At 45.7% G+C, this 26,077-nt stretch carries 26 protein-coding genes and 1 tRNA gene; 11 read left to right on the top strand and 16 right to left on the bottom strand.

From position 1 onward, the window contains the following. Nucleotides 1–108: 108 nt before the first annotated feature. The 4 genes from QUA23_RS13440 to QUA23_RS13425 all read right to left on the bottom strand — a co-directional run bounded on the left by QUA23_RS13440 (nucleotide 109) and on the right by QUA23_RS13425 (nucleotide 4,518). On the bottom strand, nucleotides 109–1,233 hold the full coding sequence (locus QUA23_RS13440) for a site-specific integrase (protein ID WP_333079680.1): 1,125 nt from the start codon (nucleotides 1,231–1,233) through the stop codon (nucleotides 109–111). Nucleotides 1,234–1,315: 82 nt separating this feature from the next. Beyond that, nucleotides 1,316–1,389: transfer RNA gene (locus QUA23_RS13435), tRNA-Asp, on the bottom strand. 56 nt (nucleotides 1,390–1,445) lie between these two features. Further along, a complete protein-coding gene (locus QUA23_RS13430; protein ID WP_333093877.1) occupies nucleotides 1,446–2,573 on the bottom strand; it encodes an esterase-like activity of phytase family protein in 1,128 nt (375 codons plus the stop codon). 85 nt (nucleotides 2,574–2,658) lie between these two features. After that, nucleotides 2,659–4,518 carry a TM0106 family RecB-like putative nuclease gene (locus QUA23_RS13425; RefSeq protein ID WP_333076443.1) on the bottom strand — a complete coding sequence of 620 codons (1,860 nt, stop codon included), beginning with the start codon at nucleotides 4,516–4,518 and terminating at the stop codon, nucleotides 2,659–2,661. A gap of 95 nt (nucleotides 4,519–4,613) precedes the next feature. On the opposite strand from QUA23_RS13425, the gene QUA23_RS13420 reads away from it, so the two are divergent. From QUA23_RS13420 to QUA23_RS13410, 3 genes are all read left to right on the top strand, one after another. Continuing rightward, nucleotides 4,614–5,771, top strand: a complete 1,158-nt coding sequence (locus tag QUA23_RS13420) for an aminotransferase class V-fold PLP-dependent enzyme (protein WP_333076442.1) — start codon at nucleotides 4,614–4,616, stop codon at nucleotides 5,769–5,771. Between the two features lie 238 nt (nucleotides 5,772–6,009). Then, the gene (locus tag QUA23_RS13415) at nucleotides 6,010–6,234 is read left to right on the top strand and encodes a DUF2281 domain-containing protein (RefSeq protein ID WP_333076441.1); all 225 of its coding nucleotides are present in this window, start codon (nucleotides 6,010–6,012) and stop codon (nucleotides 6,232–6,234) included. Then, nucleotides 6,234–6,638, top strand: a complete 405-nt coding sequence (locus tag QUA23_RS13410) for a type II toxin-antitoxin system VapC family toxin (protein ID WP_333076440.1) — start codon at nucleotides 6,234–6,236, stop codon at nucleotides 6,636–6,638. The genes QUA23_RS13415 and QUA23_RS13410 overlap by 1 nt, the downstream gene beginning before the upstream one ends. Nucleotides 6,639–6,758: 120 nt before the next feature. Here the strand turns inward: QUA23_RS13410 and QUA23_RS13405 are convergent, their stop codons facing one another. The 4 genes from QUA23_RS13405 to QUA23_RS13390 all read right to left on the bottom strand — a co-directional run bounded on the left by QUA23_RS13405 (nucleotide 6,759) and on the right by QUA23_RS13390 (nucleotide 10,461). Beyond that, nucleotides 6,759–7,127: a DUF433 domain-containing protein gene (locus QUA23_RS13405; RefSeq protein ID WP_333076439.1), complete on the bottom strand. Its 369-nt coding sequence runs from the start codon at nucleotides 7,125–7,127 to the stop codon at nucleotides 6,759–6,761. A gap of 12 nt (nucleotides 7,128–7,139) precedes the next feature. Further along, entirely contained in the window at nucleotides 7,140–7,697 is a 558-nt protein-coding gene (locus QUA23_RS13400) for a hypothetical protein (RefSeq protein ID WP_333076438.1), read from the bottom strand. Between the two features lie 9 nt (nucleotides 7,698–7,706). Beyond that, on the bottom strand, nucleotides 7,707–9,098 hold the full coding sequence (locus QUA23_RS13395) for an AAA family ATPase (protein WP_333076437.1): 1,392 nt from the start codon (nucleotides 9,096–9,098) through the stop codon (nucleotides 7,707–7,709). Between the two features lie 121 nt (nucleotides 9,099–9,219). Continuing rightward, nucleotides 9,220–10,461 (bottom strand): ferrochelatase, encoded by a 1,242-nt coding sequence (locus QUA23_RS13390; protein WP_333076436.1) that lies wholly within the window; start codon nucleotides 10,459–10,461, stop codon nucleotides 9,220–9,222. Nucleotides 10,462–10,515: 54 nt separating this feature from the next. On the opposite strand from QUA23_RS13390, the gene QUA23_RS13385 reads away from it, so the two are divergent. The 3 genes from QUA23_RS13385 (at nucleotide 10,516) to QUA23_RS13375 (ending at nucleotide 12,343) form a co-directional block, all read left to right on the top strand. Continuing rightward, nucleotides 10,516–10,659: a hypothetical protein gene (locus tag QUA23_RS13385; RefSeq protein WP_333093876.1), complete on the top strand. Its 144-nt coding sequence runs from the start codon at nucleotides 10,516–10,518 to the stop codon at nucleotides 10,657–10,659. 381 nt (nucleotides 10,660–11,040) lie between these two features. After that, a complete protein-coding gene (locus QUA23_RS13380) occupies nucleotides 11,041–11,625 on the top strand; it encodes a hypothetical protein (protein WP_333076435.1) in 585 nt (194 codons plus the stop codon). Continuing rightward, nucleotides 11,618–12,343, top strand: a complete 726-nt coding sequence (locus tag QUA23_RS13375) for a DUF3120 domain-containing protein (protein WP_333076434.1) — start codon at nucleotides 11,618–11,620, stop codon at nucleotides 12,341–12,343. The genes QUA23_RS13380 and QUA23_RS13375 overlap by 8 nt, the downstream gene beginning before the upstream one ends. 80 nt (nucleotides 12,344–12,423) lie before the next feature. Here QUA23_RS13375 and QUA23_RS13370 read toward each other — a convergent pair whose 3' ends face one another. Then, nucleotides 12,424–12,894, bottom strand: coding sequence for an aspartyl protease family protein (locus QUA23_RS13370; protein ID WP_333076433.1), 471 nt, complete (start codon nucleotides 12,892–12,894; stop codon nucleotides 12,424–12,426). Between the two features lie 123 nt (nucleotides 12,895–13,017). On the opposite strand from QUA23_RS13370, the gene QUA23_RS13365 reads away from it, so the two are divergent. Together QUA23_RS13365 and QUA23_RS13360 are read left to right on the top strand one after the other, a co-directional pair. Next, nucleotides 13,018–13,866: an alpha/beta hydrolase gene (locus tag QUA23_RS13365; RefSeq protein WP_333076432.1), complete on the top strand. Its 849-nt coding sequence runs from the start codon at nucleotides 13,018–13,020 to the stop codon at nucleotides 13,864–13,866. A gap of 108 nt (nucleotides 13,867–13,974) precedes the next feature. Beyond that, nucleotides 13,975–15,186 (top strand): pentapeptide repeat-containing protein, encoded by a 1,212-nt coding sequence (locus QUA23_RS13360; RefSeq protein ID WP_333110393.1) that lies wholly within the window; start codon nucleotides 13,975–13,977, stop codon nucleotides 15,184–15,186. A 348-nt stretch (nucleotides 15,187–15,534) separates the two neighbouring features. Here QUA23_RS13360 and QUA23_RS13355 read toward each other — a convergent pair whose 3' ends face one another. The 3 genes from QUA23_RS13355 to ggt form a co-directional block, all read right to left on the bottom strand. Then, nucleotides 15,535–15,669, bottom strand: coding sequence for a hypothetical protein (locus tag QUA23_RS13355; protein WP_333076430.1), 135 nt, complete (start codon nucleotides 15,667–15,669; stop codon nucleotides 15,535–15,537). Next, entirely contained in the window at nucleotides 15,653–16,531 is an 879-nt protein-coding gene (locus QUA23_RS13350) for a choice-of-anchor L family PEP-CTERM protein (RefSeq protein ID WP_333076429.1), read from the bottom strand. Before QUA23_RS13350 ends, QUA23_RS13355 begins: the two co-directional genes overlap by 17 nt. 498 nt (nucleotides 16,532–17,029) lie before the next feature. After that, nucleotides 17,030–18,760, bottom strand: coding sequence for a gamma-glutamyltransferase (gene ggt / locus QUA23_RS13345; protein ID WP_333076428.1), 1,731 nt, complete (start codon nucleotides 18,758–18,760; stop codon nucleotides 17,030–17,032). A gap of 906 nt (nucleotides 18,761–19,666) precedes the next feature. On the opposite strand from ggt, the gene QUA23_RS13340 reads away from it, so the two are divergent. Together QUA23_RS13340 and QUA23_RS13335 are read left to right on the top strand one after the other, a co-directional pair. After that, complete coding sequence (locus tag QUA23_RS13340) at nucleotides 19,667–20,758, top strand: glycosyltransferase family 2 protein (RefSeq protein ID WP_333076427.1); 1,092 nt, start codon at nucleotides 19,667–19,669, stop codon at nucleotides 20,756–20,758. A 498-nt stretch (nucleotides 20,759–21,256) separates the two neighbouring features. Further along, complete coding sequence (locus QUA23_RS13335; protein ID WP_333076426.1) at nucleotides 21,257–22,024, top strand: DUF1350 family protein; 768 nt, start codon at nucleotides 21,257–21,259, stop codon at nucleotides 22,022–22,024. 15 nt (nucleotides 22,025–22,039) lie between these two features. Here QUA23_RS13335 and QUA23_RS13330 read toward each other — a convergent pair whose 3' ends face one another. Further along, nucleotides 22,040–22,558, bottom strand: coding sequence for an anti-sigma regulatory factor (locus tag QUA23_RS13330; protein WP_333076425.1), 519 nt, complete (start codon nucleotides 22,556–22,558; stop codon nucleotides 22,040–22,042). Between the two features lie 431 nt (nucleotides 22,559–22,989). On the opposite strand from QUA23_RS13330, the gene QUA23_RS13325 reads away from it, so the two are divergent. Then, entirely contained in the window at nucleotides 22,990–24,126 is a 1,137-nt protein-coding gene (locus tag QUA23_RS13325) for a PP2C family protein-serine/threonine phosphatase (RefSeq protein WP_006632014.1), read from the top strand. A 56-nt stretch (nucleotides 24,127–24,182) separates the two neighbouring features. On the opposite strand, the gene QUA23_RS13320 is transcribed toward QUA23_RS13325, so the two are convergent. The 3 genes from QUA23_RS13320 to dps form a co-directional block, all read right to left on the bottom strand. After that, nucleotides 24,183–24,509 (bottom strand): STAS domain-containing protein, encoded by a 327-nt coding sequence (locus QUA23_RS13320; protein WP_041623653.1) that lies wholly within the window; start codon nucleotides 24,507–24,509, stop codon nucleotides 24,183–24,185. 240 nt (nucleotides 24,510–24,749) lie between these two features. After that, entirely contained in the window at nucleotides 24,750–25,454 is a 705-nt protein-coding gene (locus tag QUA23_RS13315) for a helix-turn-helix domain-containing protein (protein ID WP_333076424.1), read from the bottom strand. A 44-nt stretch (nucleotides 25,455–25,498) separates the two neighbouring features. Continuing rightward, on the bottom strand, nucleotides 25,499–26,047 hold the full coding sequence (gene dps / locus QUA23_RS13310) for a DNA starvation/stationary phase protection protein Dps (RefSeq protein WP_333076423.1): 549 nt from the start codon (nucleotides 26,045–26,047) through the stop codon (nucleotides 25,499–25,501). Nucleotides 26,048–26,077 lie beyond the last annotated feature (30 nt).

Below are 26,077 nucleotides of genomic sequence, written 5' to 3'. Positions count from 1 at the left end.
TCAATTGCCGGTGAACCCCAGCTCATTGGTGTTAGCTGGGGCGGCAAGCGCGTAGCTTGAGGTAACCCAATGATTCGTAATCGAACGATCGGGTTTTGCGATCGCTTGTTAGTCTGGCAGTTGAACTTGATTTATCACCCTGCCGTAATGTTGCAAAATCATCCGCCCGTCTTTATGACCCGCAATTGCTGCCACTTGTGGAATTGTTGAGCCAGATTCGAGAGCTTTAGATAATAAAGTATGGCGAGTGGCGTAGGGCTTGCGGTAGGGAATTTCCAGTTGTTCGAGTCCTGGCTTCCAATATTTGCAGCGGAAATTACCGTGATCAATCTCGCAACCTTTGGCAGACTTAAAAACTAATTCGTTGTCAAGTTTTTCGCTATCTCCAATTTTTAAAAATAATTCATAAATCCGATCGCTCATTTTGAGAATGCGGCGGGACTGCAAAGTTTTTGGCCGCTTCGCAACTTTTTTATAACCGCCCCGCTCGCGGCTGACGCTTTGCTCGATCGCGACAATGCGCTTTTCTAAATCGATATCCTTCCAGCGCAGTCCGACTGCTTCGCCGGTTCGCACCCCAGAAAAAAGTAAGAATTCTACAAAAGGTCCGTAACTGGGGTGCTTTTGGTAAAAATATTCGATAATTTTCACAACCTCTGCAGAGTTAAAAGGAGCTTTTACGGCTTCTGTCTTTTCCTCTTCTTCCCAAGTCTGCGATCGCGTTTCCACTCCTGCCAGCGGATTTTTAAAAATTATCTTTTGCTCGATCGCCCACGTTACGCATTTTTGCAACATACTTGCGCGGCGGTTGAAAGTTGAAGCGGCTAAATCTGTGCGCTCAATCAGCCAGTCAGTTTCTGACACGTAGGGATTATCTGCTTTTACAATCATTGCCCTCACGCAAGCGTAGTGATCGGCGGCAGTAGCCTTGCTTAGCTTTAACGATGCAACGAAATTGTCCCAAATTTCCAGCCAGCGGAGTTTGCTGGTTTTTATTGATTTTGCTTCGGTCGCGTTGTGGTTGCAAAATTTGTGCCTGTATTTTTCCAAAGTCGGATCGAAAGCGCCAGCCAAAATATCGTTAACAATTTTTGTGCCGATCGCGGCGACTAAATCGCGATCGCGTTTGCTTTCCCATTTTCCACCTTTGAGCGGAGAAAAAGAAAATCGATCGCCCCCTACAGAAAATCGCACGATAATTCCTTGTCTATTTTGTTGCGGTAAAATTTCCATTTTGGCTGCAAGTTGGCTGCAAACTATTATTTTACTAGAATAGTCTACACCCTAAAAACCTCAAACCCTCATGGAGAGAGAACGGGACAGACGGGGCTCGAACCCGCAACTTCCGCCGTGACAGGGCGGTGCTCTAACCAATTGAACTACTGTCCCTCGTTTTGCCGTTTTTTCAGGCACAATTTCTATTATGCCTATAACTTCACCTTTTGTCAAGAGGTTTTTTGAACTTTTATTTGGAAGCCCAAAATTTGAGTCTCTTGCAGGGGACTGAAGTTGTTGTCGCTCACCAAAATCAGACCTCTGCTAGCATCCGCCAGGGCGGGGCCAAATGTCAACCCCTCAATGTTGTCTAGGGGAATTTTCAGCGTTTCCAAATCCAGCAGCAGCCGTTTTTGAGCGGGAGAAACCTCGCTGAGACGGCTTTTGAGGCTTTCGAGTGCTTCAATACGATCGCCCTTTTCCAGAGAAATCTCAAATAGTTTAACAGTTACTCCGGTTTCCAGGGAGAAAGCACGCTCTAAACTCAGCAAGCGGTTATCGTCGATCGCCAACAAATCCACTAAACCGTTGCTAGTTAATTTTCCCACAGGATTCGCACCAGGGGGTAGCGGTTCGGTGATGTAGAGAAACGATGCTTCTGGATTGCCGCTCGCCGCATCGTAGCGCAAAATCCGGCACGGGCTCCCGGTTTCCAGGGAAGCTACGGCGCCATCTTGAACCAAGGCGCTTTCGGTGGCTGTGAATAGGTATTTGCGATCGGGCGTTAAAGTTAAACTTTCAAATGATAGATTGTTGCGGATGCCTTTACTGCCTTTGTCGTCGGGCAAAAATAGGTCAGAAATTGGCAGCGTTTTCAGCAGTTTACCATCGAGGGAGAACTCTTTAATAAAAGGATTTATTTGGCGATCGACATCTCCCTCAGAAGAAACAAACACGCTATTGCCAGTAAAAGCTATCCCTTCCGGATCTAAACTTAATTCAGGAAAACCTTTGCCGTTTTCATCTAATAAAGTAGTGACACCAGTAAAAGTAATTTGCTCTTTTTCGAGTTTGCCAGATTGCAAGTTAATGTTGAGAGTATAGAAGCGCGCCGGAGCCTTGCTGCTGCGGTCATCAGAAATGGCATAATAAACTTGTTTCTCGGCATCATAAGTAATGCCCGAAAGTCCGCCAATTTCCGTTCCCTGAAACGGAGAACCTGTAGGAAATATTGCTCTGCCGATAAAATCTATTTTCGTAACGGCGAAAGATTTGGCTGACTGGTTTACCCAAATAGCAACAGTTGCTGCCATCAAAAAACAGACAATAAATATAGTTGCTTTTCCTAGCTTTCGCATTTTACCAATAAATACATTATTACCTATCTTCCTCTTCCCTTTCTTCCTTCGCGCCGCGACGAAAGCGGTTCATTAAATCAGAAAATCACGGCTCATGATTTAGCAAAAAATTGGTCAACCAATCTTTAACCACATAAGTAGCACGACAGTCGTCCTCATTGTAGCGGACGATCGCCTCCAAGAGCGATCGATCGCCAGTTTTGAGCCAATCGTCGTACCAGCAGACGCACTGAGCACCATTAGCCTTAGCATCTCGCCAGTCAAAACCCAGCCAGCGGGCAATGGGTTTGAGTGCGTAACTTTCCACCGGCATAATCGCCTTTTGCGTCACTTGTTTGTGAATATCTACAAACCGTTTCAGCACAGGTTTCCACAAATAAGCTGGAGTATTGTAAAGTTTAGCCAGCCGCTTAAAAGTCTTGACTTCGTAGTCGCAAAAATGGAAAATCGGAGCAATGGGATAAGTCCACATTAATTCTAAAAATTGCTCCCAGATTGCACCTTCCTCTGCTGCTGATTCTGCTAAAAAGCCGTGGAATTTTTCCGTATTGTTGGATCGGTCAACAACTAAGACTCCGTGGAGGTAATCTAAGTTTAACTCGGGTTCCGCTTCAATGTCAAAGTAGAGTTCGATTGGGGCGATCGGCAAAAAGACAGATTGGGAATACGGAATTGGTTTCTTGCGGAGAATTGGTGCAGGTATAGAAGATGTGGCAGGTTTATTTTCTGTAGTGTTTCCCAGTACAAGATTAACTGTTGCTAAACTCTTCTCGGCAACTTCTGGTATGGTTATAAATTGATTAACTTCTGGCTCTTCTCTTATTCTTTCTTTCCTCACACCTCCATCCGTTAAATTTGTTAAATCCCGTACAGTGTTCGCTGCCGAACTTCTATCCGTTACATCCCCTACATTGCTCGTTGCCGAACTTCTATCCGTTACATCCGTTACAAAATCCGTTGCCGAACTTCCTTCTTCCCGCAACAGCGGTTGATTTAGCAAATGCGATTTAGCTTGCTGCACCACATCAAAAGCAACTCTGTCGGGGAATTCTGGATACTCAGCTAGCAGTTCGGAACTAGCATTAGCGAGAGCTTCTACATCAGTAATTTCGAGAGTTTTTAGTCTAGCATAGCGACTGGCAGTAACTCCCGGCAATAAGGAAAGATGTTTAATAGATTCGGCTTCGGCGTGACAGAGAGTATACCAACCGCAAAGATTGCACTTTTGCCGGGAAATGAACACCTCGGGTTTATCCCGATTTTCTATCATCTGAATGCAGTTGTCTAAAATCTCGAACATCTGAGGAGTTCGTTGGTCGAGATTCACCTGCCACCACCCTTTTTTTCGCAGCATCAGCCACGCAGTCTCGGGCCTTGTTTCCTGTACGGAAGCTAAAACTTGGGCGTGAAAAGCTGCGATAATTTGATACTCTTGTTTTGGTCGCTTGCTAAGCCAAATATCCGCAGTAATATAACTCCAATCGCCAAATTTTGATTGTCCCGGCTGTTTGATTAATAAATGGGGGCGGCCGATCAGGGTAATGTTTGAAGAGTGAAGATTGGAGGATGAAAGATGAACGGGAGTTTCGGGGATTTCGCCAAATTCGGGGAAATATTGACTGTCAATTCCTACCATAGAAGTTGTTGCGGCGTTGGTTTGGCCGAATTCGCCCTGGATCAGAACTCCTCGGTAAATGCGATCGACCCCTTGCTGCATTAAACTCAATGTAGCGGCCGCGCCGGCTTCCCAATCCCCTCTAGGATAATATGGTTGTTGATAAGTCTCGTTTTCCAAAGCTTGCTGCTGGTATGCCGCGCTGTCGCGCATCAGTTTCAGCAAAAAGTCGCTGGGGGGATCTAGTTGTTTCCAGTCTCCGCAGGTGTCTAAAAATGCTCGGAGATGGCATCGCTGATAGGAAAGTAGCAGTTTGTCAGTTATTAACATTTAGTATTCGCAAGGCATAGAGTATCAGGCAAAAGGTATAAAATTCACAGCATTAGTTATTCAATATTAACGCTATCAATAATTCCCCAAAAAAAATGACAAAGGACAATCACCGGCAACAATTCCCAGCTTTGGCCAATAAAGCTTATTTTAACTACGGCGGACAAGGGCCGCTGCCTGAGCCTGCTTTAGAGGTGATTTATGAGGCTTACAAACGGGTGCAGCTTGGGGGGCCGTTTTCGGGGGAGGTGGGGGCTTGGGTGGTTCAGGAGGCGATGCTGACGCGACGTGCGATCGCATCTGAGTTGACGGTACCTCCTGAAACCATTGCCCTAACTGAAGATGTCACCGTCGGCTGCAATATTGCGCTGTGGGGCATTGACTGGAAAGCAGGCGACCATTTGCTGCTTTCTGATTGCGAACACCCCGGCATTGTAGCTAGTGTAATGGAACTTCAGCGCCGTTTCAACATTGAGGTTTCGTTTTGTCCGTTGGCGGCTACTTTGAATGAAGGTGATCCGGTGGCGGTGATTGCTGATAGTTTGCGGCAAAATACTCGCTTGTTGGTTATCAGTCACATTTTGTGGAATACTGGCCAAGTTTTGCCTCTGGCTGAGATTGTGAAAGTATGTCATCAAACCGGAGTCAAAGTGTTAGTTGATGCGGCTCAATCAGTGGGGGTTTTGCCTTTAAATTTGATTGAAGCTGGGGTTGACTTTTATGCTTTTACTGGTCACAAATGGTGGTGCGGCCCGGAAGGTTTGGGGGGGCTTTATGTGAGTGCAGAAGGTTTGGCCGATTTGCATCCGGTGTTTATCGGTTGGCGGGGAATTGTGACGGATGCTAATGCTAAAGTCCTTGGGTGGAAGTCTGGAGCGCAGCGCTATGAAATTGCGACTTCGGCTTATCCTTTGTATGCGGGTTTGCGGAGTGCGATCGCCCTGCAACATGAATGGGGTAAGATCGAGGAAAGGTATGCAGAAATTTGCCGTTTGAGTAAGTATCTCTGGAAGCGTTTGTCGGAACTTCCCGATGTGGAATGTTTGCGGACATCTGCGCCGGAAGCGGGTTTGGTTTCGTTTCGATTAACGAATGGGATGCCGCACAAAAAGCTTGTCGATTTGTTGGAGAAACAGGGAATTATGGTGCGGACAATTCTTAATCCTGATTGTGTGCGGGCTTGTGTTCACTATTTGACCACTGAGGCGGAGATTGATAAGTTGGTTGGGGCGATCGCCATTCAATTAGTATAGCCGGAGCTGGTTTATCTATAGTCCTGGACGCACGGGTAGTCATAAACCTGGTTTTTGCGATAATACTTGGTTACAGCCATTTAACCGGGCAAAAAACCCGGTTTATGCAGGTTGTGATGCGGAAGTTTCGTTACATTTACTTAAACAGTGATGCTAGCCTAGATTTCGCAGGCGACTGAGCTTTATACTAAAAGCAGACCGTATTCGGATACCACTAAATTAAGGAGGAAAACAAACAATGAATTTAGAGCAAGCTGTTTTAGATAAGTTGCGGACATTGCCCCCGGATAAGCAGCAAGAAGTTTTAGATTTTGCTGAATTTCTTCAAAAAAAAATTCAGCCTAAACGACCGCTAAAGAGTGTCAAAGGGTTGTGTGCCGACTTAAAAGTAGATATTACGGAAGAAGACATCGCCCAAGCCAGACAAGAAATGTGGGGAAATTTTCCCAGGGAGATTGTTTGATGCCCTCAGTCGTAGCAGATACCCATACCCTAATTTGGTACATTTTTGAACTGCCAAGATTGTCGCCAGCAGCATTAATAGCATTAGAACAAGCGGTTAACGAGGGAAATTTTATCTACTTTTCCGCAATTACAATTGTAGAAATTGCTTACTTGATTGAGCGAGGGCGTTTGGCAGGCGAGGTGCTGACACGAGTTTTAAATGCTGCGGACGATCCAAATGTGGGGATTATGCTAGCACCTTTAGATCGCAATATCTCGGCAACTATTCAACAAATTGACAGGGCAACGGTTCCTGATATGCCAGACAGGATTATTGCGGCTACTGCTTTATCTTTGAGTCTTCCGTTAGTTACTCGCGACGCAAAAATTCAAGCGTTAACCACTATTCAAACAATTTGGTGAGTATAACAGGAAACTTTTTTCGTTCCCTACAGTAATACCTTCGGGTGCGTCGCTCCCCGTAGCTATTTCAACTAGCAGGAAAATCTCACAGCAAGGCACCATACAAATAGCAATATTGTGTCACCACACTTCGTTCCCCATAGCAACTCCACTGTCAATCTCATTATGAAGATTCTCAGGCGCGATCGCCTCAACCAACTCCTCAAGGGAATAACGCCGACGAGTTAAGGGTTCGATAATTTGCTCAGCGTCAATAGAGGCATCTATTTCCGGAGAGTGGGCGGCATAAAAAGCGAGAACATCGTTCACTTGAGCTTCACTTAAGTCATACTCAGCGGCAATTTGGTTTGGGGAAAAACCCCATTTCTGGGCTGCGATGACTACTGTTTGCGCCCGCAAGCGAGTGCCGCGCAAAACGGGTACGAGTTCGCCATTAGCGCCGCGCACATAGGTGATTTCAGGAAAAGCGCGATCGTCATTCTGTTTCATGGAAAATTGGTATTAATTAACGGTTAAATAATCGGAAACCAGGGGAATTTTTGCTTTCCCAATTCCACATTTTAAAGTAGTCAAAAAGTTTAGGCTTATAGGCTTCTTTGTCTTCCTGTATTCCATGATAGCCTTGGCAGCTTTTAAGGGATCAACCTGGCCAAAACTAGGCTGTTGAGCTTTGATGCGCTCTAGTGCTTCCTGTATTTCTTGCTCGGAAGCGACAACGATGTTAGTTGCTACTGTAGGCGGAGTAATAACCAGCCCAGCTTCTATTTGTACCTGTGCCAGCATTGACTCATCAACAATGATACACCAGACGAAATCCTTTTTAGCTAAACGGGCTCCATCTAATATCTGAGTATTAAAAACAGATTGGTAGTTGTCTTGCTCTAATAGCTTAACTACAACAGGCAAAATGTTTTTTTCAGTTTTACTCAACTGCTCTGCTATGGCTTCGATTTGTTTGGTAGCTACATTTGACTTACCCTGAATAAACTTACACGGTAATTGCAAAACTTGTCCCAGTGGAATGTCAGTTGAGAATTCTTCTTCTTGAAAAATTGCCATAATTACCTGCTAATTATCGATAAAGTTGTGTTCGAGAAATACCTCTTGGGCGAGGTTTTTGTATAGTTTAGTAATGGGGGATTTGTGCCAGCAAATTACTGGTGCTTGTGAAAATTCTGCAACTTTAGCCTGAGCGTAAATTTTTAACTCAGTCTTGTATGGCTTTCCGGTAAAGTTTAGTTGTGTGATTGTATTGTCGATGTGTGTCTGGAGAATGCTGCCCTTTTCAGCCGGACAATTGCTGAACACTAGACCAAGGTTCCAGGGAGAAACAGGGAATTTCCCATTCTGACCACTCAAATTTCTCAATTTAGGAATTAACCTGTCAACTCCTGCTGCATGATGCAGTGATTTTTTGTCATAATCCACAGGGATTAAAATAGTATCGCAAGAAGCGAGCATCCCCGCTGACAAGACATCTGGTGTAGGGGAGGCATCAATGAATATGTAGTCATATTCGTCACTCAGCAGATTAATAATTGTCTTGATACATAACCTTTTGAGCGAGTCGGGAAAGTTAGTGTTATCTCGAAAACCTTTTAAGTCGTCTGTCTCTCCCGGCAGAACTGACAAGGAAAAAGGCTTGCTGTCAGTGGTAGGGAAATTGCGGACTTGGACGGCACTGCTCAAAATATCCTTGGCGATTTTTTCCTCTCTAAATTGAATTTTATTACTGGAATCTTTCAAATAGTTCTTAACTAGAATCTTGGCTTTCAGCCCTCGGGTTAAATCAGTTTGCGGATCTAAGTCAATCAGCAAAACTTTCTTGCCTTCTGTAGCCAGTGCGGCGCCTATATTGATAGTATTAGTTGTCTTTGCTACGCCTCCTTTCTGATTCCAAATTGCTGTTACTAAAGCCCGCTGAGTAGTCAAGCAATACTCTAATTGATGCAAAAGCTTAGGAAAAGTTGCTGCTGTCACTTTGAGGACGGGAGTTAAAGGAAAAACTAGCCCGTCAACTCGCCGCCAAACTTGAAAGAAATCACCATTAAATACCCATCCGTAAGGAGCTAGAGACTGAGACTGCACTACTTTTGTCTTGTCGAGGTACTGCTTAATGCCATTATTCCTTGCGCTAATGGGGTAGCCTACTGCCTCTTTATAAAGGTTTTGCTGCTGGCAAAAATCGGAAAATCCTTGCTCTGGAGCGTTATAAAATAATTGAGTACGCTTTTTAATTTCAACGACTATTCTAGGTGGCTCGTTTAATTTGTTATATATTAAGTAATCTGGTTTTAAGCCTGTTCCAGAACCTAAACTTCTAGTTGTTATCTGGTCGAAATTAAGACCTATAGCATCCCAGATCAAGGGCATTAAGTTCATTGCCAGATTGGCTTCTGAGTAGTTACTCGGTAGAGATTGCCAGCGATTTATTACTAGGTCAGTAAGACTGCTTCCCATTTTTCTCTAACCCCAACAAGATTGTGGCTGCCATTATTAAGTTTTACAGTACCATAAATAAGCAAAAAATCGCCCTTGCTCTAAAAAAAGCAAAGGGCGATCGACTTTTTAACTCAACTAATTAATGACTGTGCCCGTGCCCGTGAGAATGGCCGTGCCCGCCATGAGAATGACCGTGTTCACCATGAGAATGTCCACCGTGAGAATGACCATGATCTCCATGAGAATGCCCGTGTCCTTCATGAGAATGACTGTGTTCGCGCTGCGCCGAAGCCAAACTCGGATTAACAGCAACCGCAGTCTCACTCAACAACGCTTCAATCTGCGGATTTGCCCACTCTGCCGCCATTTTCAGAAACTCTGGATGGTCATTTACGCAAGGTAATTTGCGGTAAGTAACTCCTTGACGCTGTTTCTGCAAAGACTCAATAATGTGGTCAACATCTAACAATGTTTCGTGATTTTCTGTCGCAAATCCGATCGGCATAAAGACGATCGCAGTTGCACCCAAATCGATCAAATTCTTCGCAGCCAACGTCGCATCCGGCTGCGTCCATTCAATCAGCGGTGTGTCGTGATTCAGCCAACCCACCGAAATCAAAGGATAGCGATACATCAAACGTTCCCGCACGCGATCGTACAAAGCTTGACTTTCCACAATACCCGAAGTAAAGCCCTTCGCCTTGTGCGGACAACCGTGATTCATCAGCACAATCCCAATCTGAGAAGGCAAATGCGCTACAGCTAAATCGTTCTTAATTTCCTCTTCAACCAAACGCGCCATCAAATCGATGTAAGCAGGTTCATCGTAAAAAGAAGGAATGTAGCGCTGTCCTTTTACCCAATGTTCCTTACCATCAAAGGTTTGTGCTAAAGCTTTATTCACCTGTTCGACTGCAATGCCGCTGGTAAAAACAGAATCAACAACCAACAGCGGATAAATCAGAATTTTGTCAAATCCTTCTGCTTGAATTTGAGGGATTACTTGTTCCGGCAAAAACGGCGCGCAAAAGTTAAAAGCTTTGAACACTTTTACTTTATCGCCCCATTTCTCCTGTAAATTCTTTTCAATCCCGGCGCGCTGCTGTTCAAAAATTGCATTGTGCGGCGAAACGAATTGACCGTGTTGGTGACTCCACTCGTGCAAGTCAAAGATTGCTAAAATCTTCGCCAGCGGCGGATAAATCCAAAGCGGTACTGGCGCAAACTTTGCCGTCAGTAAGTTTAAAGCTTGTTCGTTGTAGTTGGCAAAATCGTCGTAGCTTTCAACTTCGCCGTAACCCATCAGCAATACAGCAACCCGATCGTTACTTGCGGGTGCTGCAGATGTTTTGGACTCAATTTTTTCTGGAGAAGCAACCACTTTGTATTCCTCAATTTTATTTATTCTAAGATATCCAGGCAGGATGAAGGGTGAATGGGAAATTTTTCATTGTTTGCGATCGCACGACTGACGTGCGCGGGGCTGATTCCCGGTTTCTTGGCCCATACTTCCCGGTCAAACCTCTTATTTATCCTAGAAACCGGATTGATGAGCATCAGTCCTAAGTCGGTTTTTTGACCCTGACCCGAAATTCGTAGGGCAGCTAAGCTGGCAGGCCTCTAATTTTCACAATCCTGTTTCTTTAAACTTTTGTGGGGTCGGCTTCGACGCCGCCAGAAAAGTTGAATCTAAATACAGAACTGCTTAAAACTAGAATCAGGCTTTGCTAAGCTTGACAGGGAATGGGGCTGGGGGGGGTAAGTTTTATGTTTTCTTAAGACTCCCTGACCTTGCCTCAGATTAATGCGGTTTGGAGCGTTCCCAGCTTTTAACTTGGGGGGATACTCTTCAAACTTGACTCTATTATAAGTTTAACACCCTATCCCCAGGGGTAGTATATGATATAGTAGGCATATGATAAAGTTATGTTGCGAACTATATTAACTTTCTTGACGAACTATGAGACTGGTAATTTGCCCCGGAGTCCACGAACCAAAGCTAACCGACTGTTTCCTGGCAGGACTTTCGGGGCTTTGGGGACTGGCAGCCGATCGCCAAAACCAGCAAATAGTCGATCGTGTCAAGATTTTTCCCGCTCATAAATATCCGCCTTTTTCAGCTCTAGACATATTGCACTTTTTGTGCATCGAAGAGTTAGCAGGAGAAAGTCTAGTATTTGTCAGCTTTTCGGCAGGAGTAGCCGGGGCGATCGGGGCGGCTTGGATGTGGCAGCAACTCGGCGGCAAAGTCGGGGCTTTTTTTGCCTTAGACGGTTGGGGAGTACCCCTGGGGGCCAATTTTCCCATCCACCGAATCAGCCACGATCGCTTTACGCACTGGAGTTCGGCAATTCTCGGTGGCGGTGGAGAAAGCTTTTATGCAGATCCGGCGATCGAACATTTGGATTTATGGCGAGCTCCCCAAACGGCAAAAGGCTGGCACGTCAGCCAAACCGCCGCCGGCATTGAGACTGTCGCACCCACAACCGCAGCAAAATTTTTAGTCCACCTATTGAAACAATACGGAGTCCAATCAGTTGTTTAATCTTAATTTAGTATCATCCGCGATCGCACCTATTGCCACCATTGCCCGCCTCGACAATTCTGTCACTTCAGGCACAACAAACAGCATCAAACAGTGGTTGATATTTAGCGCCTCTGCATTTTTAGTCTCAATTCCAGTCTTCGTGCAAGCACCGTTAGTTCGCTTGTATCCAACCATCAGTTTGCTGTCAACTATCCCCTGGTTCGTTCTGAGTTTAATTCTCATTTTCCGCCCCAAAACCCAACTTTGGGGAGATTTATTATTAGGATTTGCCGGATGCTGGCTGGCAGGTTCTATCTATTGGGGGTGGTTTAGATGGGAACCAATTTTACATCTACCTATAGAAGCAATTGGCTTGCCTTTTGCTATTTGGTGCTTGGGCAAATCTTGGGGAAAAGTGGGCGGCTATTTTTATTTAGGTTCGCTCTTGGGCACTGCGATTACTGATTTATATTTTTATTTAACTGGGTTGATGCCCTACTGGCGGCAAGTGATGCACGCGGAACCGGAATTAGCTATGCCGATTTTTCAAAGTGCGATCTGTCAAATCGAAACTCCTTGGGGCATAGGTTGGGCTCTCGTTTTAATCGCTGTGTTGCTAACAGTCGGTTTGCTGAGTTTGCGCGGCACGCAACTGCACTGGCGCGCGTTTAGCGGCGCGGTGTTAAGCACGCTTTTGGTAGATGGTTTATTTTGGCTGGCTGCTTCTGCTGCTTAATATTTATGATTAGTTTCTATATTTGTCTCATTTTTTGAGATTCCCGACTTCTTTAAGAAGTTGGGAATCTGGGTCTTTTTTTAGCAGCCGCCTGTTAACTTGATATAAGTCACTGAATAATTAGGATTAGTAGGATTCCCGATTAACCGCTGATTCCTACAATCGACAAGCAAATCTAACTTCTCCAAAACCACCTGACCAATCAACACTTCATCACCTGTTACCAGAGCATCCTCGGTAGTCCTACGCCCCTGAATTTCAATTAATATAGCCTCGGTTACTCCTAGGGTTTCCTGACGACCATCAGCATACTTAACAAGCTGCTGTCCTATAATTGGTAAACCTAGTTGCTGTACCATCTCTGCTGAAATTACTAGGTAAACCGATCCTGTATCTACTAGAGCTTCTGTTTCACACTCAGGCAACAGCCGAGGCGCGAGCAACCCCCGACTAATTAGAGCTTCATCTATGGCATTGGTCAGCTTTACCTGAGTCTTAACTGCCCCCATGTTCTTAATTCCATCCAATTCTAATTTATTTAATTCTTTCATATTAAATTTCCTTTTAATCTTTTGCTGCTTACATTATACGACTTCGGCTAACTGAGACGCGATCGCCCCTCATTCCTATATGATTTAAAATTATCATCACTCAAAACTCAAAACTACTTAATCATGGCTTTCATTTCAATTCGCGGTGTAGAACATTATTACGAGTGGATAACGGCAGATAACACGGCCCAACCTAGCGGGAAACCAGTGATGGTATTTCTGCACGGCTGGGCGGGCTCAGCGCGCTACTGGGAAAGCACGGCACGAGCTATTGCTGATGATTTTGATTGTTTGCTTTACGATATGAGAGGTTTTGGTCGATCGCCCTTGCCAAAAGAGCATCCTGAGTCAAGCTACGAACTCGAAACCTACGCCCGCGACTTAGCGGAATTATTAGAATCTCTGAATTTAAGCCGCGTCTTTCTCAATGCTCACTCCACAGGTGCCTCAATTGCTACTTTATTTCTCAACCTTTACCCCGAAAAAGTAGAAAAAGCAATTCTCACTTGCAGCGGGATTTTTGAATACGATGAAAAAGCCTTTACAACTTTTCACAAATTCGGTGGATATGTGGTAAAATTTAGACCGTCTTGGTTGGCATCGATCCCCTTTGCCGATCGGCTATTTATGGCCCGGTTTTTGCGCCGTTCCCTGCCCACAGAGGTCAGTCTGGCGTTTCTCAAGGATTTTTTAATGGCAGACGAGCAAGCTGCTATAGGTACAATGATGACGGCCGTCAGCAAAAGAGCAGCCGAGGAAATGCCCCAAGAATTTGCGCGGCTGACTGTTCCCACACTGCTTGTGGCCGGAGAATTCGACCAAATTATCCCCGCCGTCATGGGAGAGCAAGCAGCCTCTCTCAGCAAAAAAGTAGAATTTGTTATAATTCCGAATACGGCTCACTTTCCGATGCTGGAGGATGCCGCAACATACTTGCAGCGAATTCGAGAATTTTTGCCAGCAGCGGCTTAGCTGAGTTATTGTTCATCTAATGTACGATCGGACAAGCAAGCTTTGAGAACGGCTTTTGCTCCGATCTTAATTTTTAATTCCTAATTTCTTAAAGCGAAAGGTGGTACAATGAACGACCTCGACCAATACTATAAAGTGCTGGGACTGTTGCCGGGAGCTTCCAGAGAAGAAATTAGCCAAGCCTACAAGGATTTAGCGTTCATTTGGCACCCCGATCGCATCCCCAAAGACAATCCCAGACTACTACAGAAAGCTGAAGAAAAGATTAAGGAAATTAATCAAGCTCGCGAACAATTGCGATCGATTCAACCAAGAGGTCAGAATCAGAACGTTCAGCAAAAACATACTCAGCACAAACACACCCAGCACCAAAACACCCAGCACAAACACGCCCAGCACCAAAACACCCAGCAACAAAACGCTCAGTACAGAAACACTCAGCAACAAAACACCCAGCAACAAAATACTCAGTACAGAAACACCCAGCAACAAAATACCCAGCAACAAAATACTCAGCAACAAAATACTCAGTACAGAAACACCCAGCAACAAAATACCCAGCAACAAAATACTCAGTACAGAAACACTCAGCAACAAAATACCCAGCAACAAAATACTCAGCAACCCAATACTCAGTACCAAAACACTCAGTACCAAAACACTCAGCAACCCAATACTCAGTACCAAAACACTCAGCAACCCAATACTCAGTACCAAAACACTCAGCAACCCAATACTCAGTACAGAAATACTCAGTATCCAAACACCCAGCCACCGCCGGCCACCCCAAAAGAACCCCGCTACTCTTCTGAACCCTCTTCAGGAAAATATGCTGGAAATTATGGAGGAAACTATGGGGGAAACCCTGCAGGGCCCTATTCAGAGGCGTCCCGCTACCAATCGCAGCCACCGCCATCTCAGTCATCTCAGTCTTACCGCCAAGCTGGGCCGCAAGCTCCCGATTTGAGCGGTTCCAACTTCAAAGGAGCTTCCTTAAAAGAAAAGGATTTTTCAGGAAGAAACTTGAGCAATGCAAACCTGAGTGAAGCCGACTTAAGCGATACTTTTCTACACAACGTCAACCTCACAGGCGCGAATTTGCACAAAGCAAACTTGTTCAGGGCCAATTTGTTAGGAGCTTGTTTGATCAATGCCGACTTGAGAGAAAGCAACTTAATAGGAGCCGATTTGAGCGGTGCTGACTTGAGCGGTGCTGACTTAACAGGAGCAAAAATCGGTTACGGCGATCGAGTTATGGTCAAACTTACCCGGACTACATTAACAGGTACAATCTTACCCGATGGTACTGTTCATAGCTAAATTATTTAGTTTTTAGTCAGTGGTTGTAGACGCGGGTTTTACGCGCAATATTTGCTGCAACTCCAAATACAAAAAAATCCGCCCTTTGCGAATTTGGGATAAAAACTTATATTATGTCCGCTAGAAAAACCGCCAGAAAATTGGTTCGTAGTGAGGGCATTCGTCGTCATAGTTTTATGAGGACTTGCATTCCTCGCTGCGTACCCATAATGGTTAAATTACTTGACATGATATTACGCGATCGCGATCGCACAAACCGAGTTTTTTACCCGGTTTAAGAACTACAACGAGGTCTTTTCGTTCATCAAACCCCGTTTCTGTCTCCAACACGGCTAATCGAGATTCATATTACAGCAACCGCCAAAATGGTTCCTGTTCTGTTTCTTCCTTCTTCCTTCTTCCTTCTTCCTTCTTCCTTCTTCCTTCTTCCTTCTTCCTTCTTCCTTCTTCCTTCTTCCTTCCGTTATTAATTAATTCCGCCACGGCGATTGCGTAACTTTCGTCCAGCAGCCAGCATAGCGCCTCCCGCCATCAAACCTCCCACAGTCATAGGTTCGGGAACCGGCTCAGGTTCAACCGTCCCCACAGAACCGCCTTTAATAAATACAGCAGAATCTAACTTGCCGTCGCCCACATCTTTAATGCGAATGCTCAGAACATTCGTCTGATTTTGCTTGAGCAAACCCTCAAAACCTAAAACTTTAGTAAAACCGTCCAGCTTAATGATGTTAGCAGCAATACCTGTGAAACTTGGGTTGTCAATATAGTCGGGGTGATCTTTAGAGCGATTATATGGATCGGGAACAAGATTATTAATCGTAACTGTTTTTCCGTCGCTCAATTTTGCCAAATTAATGCCGTTCAGCAGCAGTTCAAAATCGTCATTATATTTAGAACCGCCGAACTCAGGAAACTCCTCAGAAGCAAATACATATTGAAAGAACAACTTTTCAACCGTGCTATTAGCAAAAAAGCTGAGGTTTAGCTGAGTCAGATCCCCCTTTTCACCATTAGGACCAAAGTCCGTGCTTAAATCGCTGTCCTGTGTCGTGAAGTTATCTTTCCGATTCTGACCTGGTATATCGGCGACTCTACCAGTGCTCAGAACAACACCTGATGTCAAACCGAATGGGTCATTAGTGAAAGTACCAAAAGCAGCCGGATTACCCGTGATTGAAACAGAGAAATTACTCAACCCGGCTGTATTAGCCCCCAATAAATTATTTTTTAAAGTCTCAGTGTTATTAGTTGCGCCTACCGAAAATGCCATTGCTGGCGCTGCCAACAAACTCAGAGCAGTAGTTAATGTAGCTGTTAAGGCAGCAATTTTGTGAGTAATTATCATAAATTTTTCCTGGAAGATACAAAACTGATCCTATCCACAACTTAATTTTTACATTATATAACTATTAATGTCTAGTGCCTTTACCATAACTTTACACGTAAGTAAATATACGCTTTTGGTGATTATTTGTTTTGGTAAATGTTGGCAGTTAGTCACCCAATAAACCTCAGCGCAAAAATAGGGATGCAAAAATAAACGTACATAGACGAATAATTTCAGGACTTACGCACTGGAGACAAAAGAAACCGGGTTTTAATACCGTTTGCGAGATCCCAAATGACTAATGACTAATGACTAATAGCTAATGAGTCAGGAAAGATGACCTCGCCCAAAAAACGTATATAAGCGCCCGATTCCTGTCCTAGAGATATCAAAATTTTTGACCCTAGTTCAACATTTCAGATTCATCTTTGGAGTAAATCTCAAATCGTTGAGTCACCGAAGTCTCGCTCCCCTCTAAAATCTAAAATCTAAAATCTAAAATCGACCGACTGTTGACTAAAATCCCCTTGCTTCTCCTTCCCCGCGCCGATCGGCAGCCCCTTCCAACCAACCGTCTGCAGTCAGGACGATCGCATTGGCATTGCCCCAGTCGTCACGTTCGACAATCTGGTGTCCCCGCCGCCGCAACTCCGAAAGCGTCGCAGCCTCAAAACCTCCCCGTTCCACCATCAGGCGATCGGGCTGCCACTGGTGGTGTACCCGAGGTGCAGACACAGCATCGCCGACATTCATGTCGTAAACCAATACGTTCAGTACAATTTGCAACACCGTGGTAATAATCGTGCTGCCTCCGGGAGCCCCAGCAGCCAGACGGAATTGGCCATTTTCGGTCACGATAATCGGCGTCATGCTCGATAAAGGAGTTTTGTCAGGGGCGATCGAATTTGCCTCCCCGCTCACCAAACCAGACGACAAATTCGGCACTCCCGGCGCCGCTGCAAAATCATCCATCTCGTTGTTGAGCAAAATTCCCGTACCCGCGGCCACGGCTCCAGCCCCAAAACCCCCATTCACCGTAAACGTTAAGCTTACTACGTTGCGCTCTTCGTCAACTACCGTGAGGTGGGTAGTTTCGGGAGACTCCCACACAAAGCGGCTCAAAGTTTCAGCGTCAACAGCCTTTACCTCGCTGGAGGGTCTGGCTTTTGACATTTGGATTTGCGGTCGTCTCAATTTGGCATAATTGCTGCTAGTCAAAGCTTTGACCGGTACACTCACAAAATCCGGGTCGCCCAGATACTCAGCCCGGTCAGCATAAGCAATCCTCATGCTCTCCGCCAGCAAGTGCAAAGTATCTGGACTTTGCCTTCCCAACCTCTTGAGATCCGAATCTCCCAGAATATTTAAGATTTGCAACAAATGAACGCCGCCGGAAGAAGGAGGGGACATCGCGCAAATTTCGTAAGTGCGAAAGTTGCCACAAACCGGATTTCTCCAAATCGGCGTATAGTTTTTCAAATCTTCGAGAGTGATAATGCCGCCGTTTTTAGCCATATCGGCGGCGATCGCCCGCGCAATGTCCCCGGTATAAAAACTCTGCGGATTTTGTGCAATCTGCCGCAAAGTCCGCGCCAAATCCCGCTGCACCAAAAGCTCACCCGGCTGGTATAAAATGCCACCACGAGTAAAAACCTCCCGCGCCGCCCGGTTTTTTTTGAACACATCCTGTCGTCGCCCGGTAGCCGTGGTAAACCGCGAACTTACCGGAAAGCCTTTTTCAGCCAGGGCGATCGCTGGGGCCACCACCTGGGCCCAAGGCAACTTACCATACTCGCGGTGCACCGTATAAAGTCCAGCAACAGTACCCGGAATACCAGCCGCCAAATGCCCGTCGCGACTTGCCCTTGGGCGCACCTTACCTTGCTTGTCGAGATACATATCCCGCGCCGCCCGTTTCGGAGCTCGTTCCCGGAAATCCAGCGCTTGCACAGTCCCCGTTTCGGCCCGCCGCAGGAGCAAAAAACCCCCGCCACCGATACCCGCCGAAAAAGGCTCCACCACCGAAATCGCCAAAGCCGTAGCAGCCGCCGCATCCACTGCATTGCCTCCCTGTTGTAGCACGGCCAGCCCCGCAGCGCTCGCCAGAGGGTGAGCTGAAACTGCCATGCCCTGTTTGCTGCGCTGCTGCAGCAAGGTTGGGTGTAGCTGTTGCTGGCAGCCGCCCAACACCAAGACTGTTAGGCAACAAGTATAAATTTGCACTTTGCTCAAGAACTTTGGCAACATTTTTTACGGATGAGGCGAGGATTTTTTATACTATACTTTTAGAAGCATCTTCCCTAAAATCTAGCGGTACTGAGTTCAACCGCAAATAAATTACCTGTGATGGCAGATGGGGAAACCATTTGACCCTGGGAACCTGTCGCGGTACAAGAGGAAGAGAAAAATCAGGGACAGCTTATGGCAATTTAATAATTAAACAAGTTGAAAAAAGCATCTTTTTTGAAAAGCTAGTGATTTCAAAAAAGCTGATAATCGGCTATAAACTGCATTGCTGATTTACGATAGGAAATGCTAAAGAGGCAAATTAGAGAAACCAATATTCACAAATATTATGAATTTTCAAATTATTTTTTTTCCTAGCCTAATTAAGCATTGCCAGTAAATGAAACCTCAAAAATAATTAACTCACACTTTTAGGTGATTGCTATGGTAATGCCACACATAGCAGACTTAGCAGATCAATTTTTTGGAAGTTGTTCGAGTGATGAATTAATCAATAAAATAGGTTTGTAGTCAGGACTTTGACCTCAGTCGCACGCCAGGGGGGTCGGACAAAAAATTTTACGCTCGCCGATTAACTGGCATCGATCTGAGTCAGAAAGTAGGTTTTTTAGTAGATATCTAATTCTCAAGCCAATAATTTTGGGTGAGGCCCAGTTTTTCTGGGTAAGCGGTATTAAAGCAAAAAAATGCGATCGACTTTAGGAAAATTCCAATCCGCCTACCAAACCCTAAATGCCTAGCAACCGAGGTCTGTGTCAGAAAAATTGCCTCCCAAATAGTCTGCACTCCGTCTTTTAACGGCTTTCCCCCCTTATGGTAGATAACACTGACCTCGGTAAACCTGTTATATTGGCAGTATGTAGGCAAGTTTCCTGGCTACAGGTACTTGCACGTAAATGAGCTAGAGTGTCTGCTGAGAGACTATACTTCGGCGAACAACTACCAAACCACACCTTAATGCAAGTTATGAACAGCCAAAAAGTTAGTGTAATCATTCCTGCATTCAATGCTGCCGACACTCTGGCCGAGACAGTTGCCTCCGTACTCAATAACACCCACAAGAATCTCGAAATTTTAATTGTTGATGACTTTTCTACTGATGCTACTGACAAAGTTGCTGCTAAGCTAGTCGAGCAAGATTCTAGAATTCAATACTTCAGGAATCCCCAAAATTACGGGGTTTCTAAGTCGAGAAATTTAATGATAGATCGCGCCACAGGCGAATATGTAGCGTTTATCGACAGCGACGATACCTGGGAACCCAATAAGTTAGAAGTTTGTTTGAAGATGCTCGCAGACAATCCCGAAGTCAAAGCTGTGGCTCACGCTTTGCGATATTTAGACAAGCACGGTAATAAGTTGAGTTATATTCCAACCTATCCTACAACTAAAGCAGAAATGCAGGCGATTAAGGAGACAGGCGAAAGCCCTTGGGTTTTCCCGTCTTCTGTTGTAGTCGATCGCTCCATTATTCTCAAGGAAGGCGGGTTTGCAGAAGATTGGCAGGTAGGAGAAGATACAGAGTTATTTACCAAACTTGCTCAAAAGTATGGCTTGCTAGCGGCGACAGAACCGTTGGGAAATTATCGAATTAGAGGGAACTCTCTCACAGATAAGCATTGGCTGAAAAAGCGTATAGCTTCTGATTGTGTCAAGGAAAACCAACTGCGGCGCTTGCGGGGAGAAAAAGAGTTATCACTCCACGAGTACGAACAGTTATGTTTTAATAATTTGCCGCTTTTGCAAAGGCTTAACAAATTTCGAGAAGTTTTGGCACTGCACTACATGAGAAAGTTGGGACAAAGTTGGTTAAATCGGGAGGTTTTGCCGACTCTTGTTTACGGCGTGGCTACCACAGTGCTAAATCCTCAAGCTACTGTGCACAAGTGGAAATGGATGAAGGCTCACGAAAAGTTGAGTCATCAAACGGCAGAAGGTATGGGTCATTCGCCAGAATTAAACCCCCAGCGATCTTCTGAAATCGGGGGGCTGTCCTAAAGGATGGGGGCTGTCCTAAAGGATGTTATAGTTGTATGCGGGTTTAGTGAAGAAATTAGGTGCTGCCAATAAAGCCGAATCGAAGCCGAGCTCCCAGGGGCTGGTTAATACGCGATATTGGGGTTTTGAGCCGTATTTGACTGTTAACATTCTGTCCGAGCAATTACCCGCACTACTAATTACAAGCGCTTGCAGCCTTGCGCTGAGAGACGATATAAAAATTTTTAAAGTCGCCAGCCGATGTCAGCCTTGATTTATTCTGCCACTAGCTTCAAGCCTATACAGGGCGCTAATAGTAGCGTTCCCGCACCGTGCTACCTTGCTGCGAAAACAGTTACACTAAATATAATAATATAAGTAAAGAGCAAAGTTTTTTGAATGAGAAAATGGGTAGCAAACCCCTTTTTGAAGCAGAAAATAACAGCAAAAATTTAGCAAAAATTATGCTTTCTACCTTCAGAGGACGATCGCCTTTTTATTGGGAATTAGATTGAATTTATGGACTGGCAAGAAGTTTCTGGCAACTGGGTATTAATTCCTTCAAGACCGATCGCGATCGTACATTTTCTCGGCGGTGCATTTGTGGCGACAGCACCGCAACTCACCTATCGCTGGCTGTTAGAAGCTTTGGGGAATCAAGGATATGTTGTAGTAGCAACGCCGTTTGTCAATACTTTGGATCATATTGCGATCGCCCGCGATGTCCTCAACAAATTTGAAAATGCCCTCGATCGCCTGCGCGCCACTAAATTGCTCAAATCTTCCTATCTCCCCATCTACGGCATGGGACACAGCATGGGATGCAAACTCCACCTCCTCATCGGTTCTGTGTTTGACGTAGAAAGGGCAGGCAATATTCTGATTTCTTTCAACAATTATGCGGCATCAGAAGCAATCCCGATCGTGGAGCAAATTTCCCCCGTCTTTAACGTCGAGTTTACCCCTTCCCCACAAGAGACTAATCGCCTCGTCCAAGATAGCTATCAAATCCGGCGCAATCTTTTAGTCAAATTTAACGGCGACAACATCGACCAAACCCTGCTGTTGACCAAACTGCTAAAAGCACGATTTTCCGACATGATTACAGTTCAGACTCTGACTGGCAACCATCAAACGCCCTTGGGGCAAGATGTTAGCTGGCCTGTGGGTCAAATTTTTACACCCTTCGATGCGATCGGGCAGTGGGTCAAACAAGAAGTGTATCGAGAATTAAATGAATTAAAACGGACAATTCTGCTGTGGCTGAATCCGATGTCCCGCGTTTAAAACCCGATGAACCCATTAATCAGAAATTTCCTCTACCGCTTCCAAAATATCATCTTCATTGTTGGGCCTTGAGACAGGAGTATAATTTTTGACAATCGACAAACAATTCCGTCCATCAGCCTTTCTCTCGTAACTAATACTGTCTGCGATGTCTTTAATCAATTTTAGGCCCCGCCCGCCCGGAGAGTGAATATCGACTTTTTCCGAAATATCTTTGATTTTTTTCTCTAAATCAAACGGATCGCCCGAGTCCCAAATTTTAATCTCTAAAGATTCAGCGAACACAGCCACCTGAATGTCAACAGGCAAATCCGCTGGTTTGCCCTTGTGGGCGTGACGCACCGCATTCGTAAAGCCCTCAGCCAAAGCCAACTGACACCTTATCCACACACTTGTAGGAATTCGCGAGTCGTACAATTGTGCAAACCACGACAAAACCCAGCTTAATCCATTCAGACCTGTATTGACTTGAAGATCCGCTTTTTTTAGCATCGGCAACTTTTCAGAACCCTTTAATTCAATCACGCTCACCACACAAGTTCTTCATCGGCCGGTGGGCAAAATACAACGAGACAAAATACAACCAGATAAAATACAACGAGACAAAGTATAACGGCGGCAAAATTGAATGGTAGTTTGAGGATACTAGCTCTGGTGGGCCGTGGATCAATGTCTAATCGAATAATCGGTGAATCACTTTACCATAAATAGCACTTCCATGTCAACTAGCGCCGGTGGCAAATAAAAGTCTATAAAATTTTATATTCTGAGTATAAACTGAGTGAAGTTCGATCGCGCCAAATTTCCATCAAATTTTAACGTAAATTGAACTCAACGACCCGCCGTCAAAAGCAATTACCTCAAAGCGATGTCAATAAACTATACTCAATCTCAGACAAGGGCGCTGACAGGATATATTTTAAATGACCCCCAGACCTTGAAAAACTTGTAGTACCTAAGTGCCCATGTTTCAAATTCTGGTTATTGACGATGATACGGCTGTTCAGGAACTGCTGAGAAGAACCCTGAAAAAACAGGGTTACGAAGTAACAGTAGCAAGTAATGGCGAAGACGGTGTAGCCCAGGCGCAAAAATTGCGTCCGGCCCTGATAATTTGCGATTGGATCATGCCGCGCTTGACGGGCATAGATGTCTGTCGTCGAGTTAAGGCAGATCCGGATCTGTCAACTACACAATTCTTTTTGTTGACTTCTTTGGGTTCGATCGCCGATCGAGTCAAAGGCCTCGACGCCGGTGCCGACGATTTTATCTCGAAGCCGATCGAACTGAACGAATTACAGGCGAGAGTACGCGCCGGATTGCGGCTGCACCAACTCAGCCGAGATTTGAAAATTGCCAAGCAAAGTCTGGAAGCAGAGTTAGCCGAGGCCGCCGAGTACGTGCAATCGCTGCTGCCAGATCCGATGACGGAACCTTTCAGCATCGAAGCAAAATTCATTCCCTCCCGGCAGTTGGGGGGAGATTGCTTCGACTACAACTGGCTAGATGCCGATTATTTGGCGATTTACTTGCTCGACGTAGCCGGTCACGGTTTGCGGGCTGCGCTGCCTTCGGTGGCCGTGCTGAATTTGCTGCGATCGCGCACGCTCCCCAACATAGACTACTACAAACCCAGCGACGTTTTGCGCGCCCTGAACACCACCTTCCAGATGAGCTACCAAAATGACAAGTATTTCACCATCTGGTATGGCGTTTACAACCGCATTTCTCGCCAGTTAGTGTATGCCAGCGCCGGCCATCCACCGGCCGTGTTGATTTCCCAGTCCCCTGCGAGCACCGCTAAAATCCAGCGATTAAAAACCCCCGGAATGCCTGTTGGGATGTTCCCCGACGCCCCCTATGTCGATAATTGCTGCGATGTCGAGGATTTGAGCACTCTCTACATCTTTAGCGACGGGGTATACGAGATCCACCAACCTGACGGCAATATCTGGGGGCTTGACCCTTTCGTAGATTTGTTAGCAGCTTACAACGGTGCAAGTGCCGACCAGTTAGAGCTGGTTTTGAACTACATTCAAAAGTTGAACGCTAAAGCAGTTTTTGATGATGATTGGTCTTTACTCAAGGTAAACTTTGGCTAGCTGACTTCTTGCATTGCATCTGCGACCAAATAGCAAGAAGGCAGCAGTCCAAAGATTTAGTTAGTTGAGAGAATTTTGCTATTAAAAGCATCGCGGGTCTGAAATATCTCGAAAACTCGATCCATGCTGGTGAGTTCAAATAAGATGCGGATTTGCTCGTTGATAGAACAGACAACTAATTGACTCCCAGCGGCCCGGACTGTTTTGAGCGCTAAGACTAAAGCGCCCAAACCAGAACTATCCATAAATGTCACATCAGTGAAGTCTATCAATACCACATCGGCTCCCGCTTCCACTAGGTCGCTAATCTCTTGGCGGAATTGACTTGCCTTGGTGCCGTCTAAAATGCCAGAGGGCTGAATAATTTTAACTACAGGACTCATATTTTGCGGTGGGAATGTCAGAATTTCTAGCCAGACTAGGCTAGTATAGCTGCGAGATGGACTCAGAGCCAAATAAGAGAGGAGGAAAGCCTCAAAGCCTAAGAGCAGGAGAATAGTTTTGAGTGCAAGAGATGGTGCTCGTCGCGGATCGTAACGCCGCTCAGAGTCGCAGCGCTTAGCCAGGAGTGAATTTGGAGATAGGGACAATCTTTGTTCTGCCGAATGCCCTTCTGGTATTAATCAAACTCGGCTAACTTTGGCGCGGTAGAGGAGTTTGTCGCCTTGTCTGTACCCTGTGTAGCGCACTTTGACGGGTTCTCCGGGTTCGGCTGTTCCTTCCATGAGCTGGTGCTGTTGGGGGTTGTAGGGAATCTGGACTCCGACTGGGGCGATCGACTCCACTCCCCAATGCTCCAATAACTGCTCAACTGGCCGCAGCAACGGCAGTAGTTTCTGAGCCCGCAAGTTGTGATTTTCCTGAGCTTTGCTCGCAGCAGTGGGCCACTGCAACATCCAAGATTCTAAAATTTGCACGCTAGATAGCTGGAATTCCTGCATCAAAGATTCTCGCTGCTGTTCGATCGAAGCTTGCAGGCGCTGATATTCTTGTTCTAGGGCTGTCGGTGGTGCCTGTTCTAACTCTACATAGTTTGGCGCCAAGGTTGCGAGCAGTTCCGTTAAGGAAATTTGCAAAGCTTGACTGATTTTGAGCAGGATGTCGGCTCGGGTTTGCAAAGCTAAGCCGCGACGCAGGCGACTTAGCTGGATCTCGGAAACTCCTGCTTTTTGGCTGAGTTCTCGATCGCTCGAAAGCCCCGCCTGTTCGATGAGGCGTTGCAGTTGAGGAGCATAATCTGGAATATTGGCAGTCACGAAAAACTCATCCAAATTAATAAATGGACATATTCTCGATCGTAAACTGTCACGAGCCTTAAGGAAATACATCTGTGGGGCGGGCTCCCGCGCCCACCCCACAACTTTTTTTGTGGCTATTTGACGGCTACTTTTTCGGCGGCGACTGTTGCAGTTGTCGCAGAACCTTGCAAATGCGCTTCTAGGAACCACAAACGCTTGTCAATTGCCCGCGAAATTTCGGTGTACAGATCCGCTGTATCGGCATCGCCGAGTTCGCCAGTTTTGTCGATGGCGACTCGCAGGTGTTTGGCGTAGGGTGCGTAGCGATCGGCCAAAGCCGTCACATATTCTTTCCCATCTAAAATGTCGAAAGGAAACTCTGGCAGGATTGAATCTGCCGCGGCTGTGCGGGCTGTTCCTACAGCCAAACCGCCCAAAGCTGTGACCCGTTCGGCAACCAAATCGATGTATTCTTCGAGTTCTGTTGCCATTTCGTCAAACAGCAAGTGCAACTGGTAGAAGTCCATGCCTTTGACGTTCCAGTGAGCTTGCTTGACTTGAGTTTTTAAGTCCAGAGTCGTTGCCAGCGTGGCGTTGAGCAGCCCGACTACTTGAGAGCGGGTGGCTGCTGACATATCTATGCGGGTGGGGTAAAGATGTTGTTTGTGATTGTTGGTAGTCATAGGTTTTTAGGTTGTTATTAGTGATTGTCG

It is taken from the genome of Microcoleus sp. Pol1C5 (genome assembly GCF_036701115.1).
Lineage (GTDB): Bacteria > Cyanobacteriota > Cyanobacteriia > Cyanobacteriales > Microcoleaceae > Microcoleus.
Note: the sequence above shows the minus strand (reverse complement) of the source record. Positions and strands in the feature narration are given on the sequence as shown.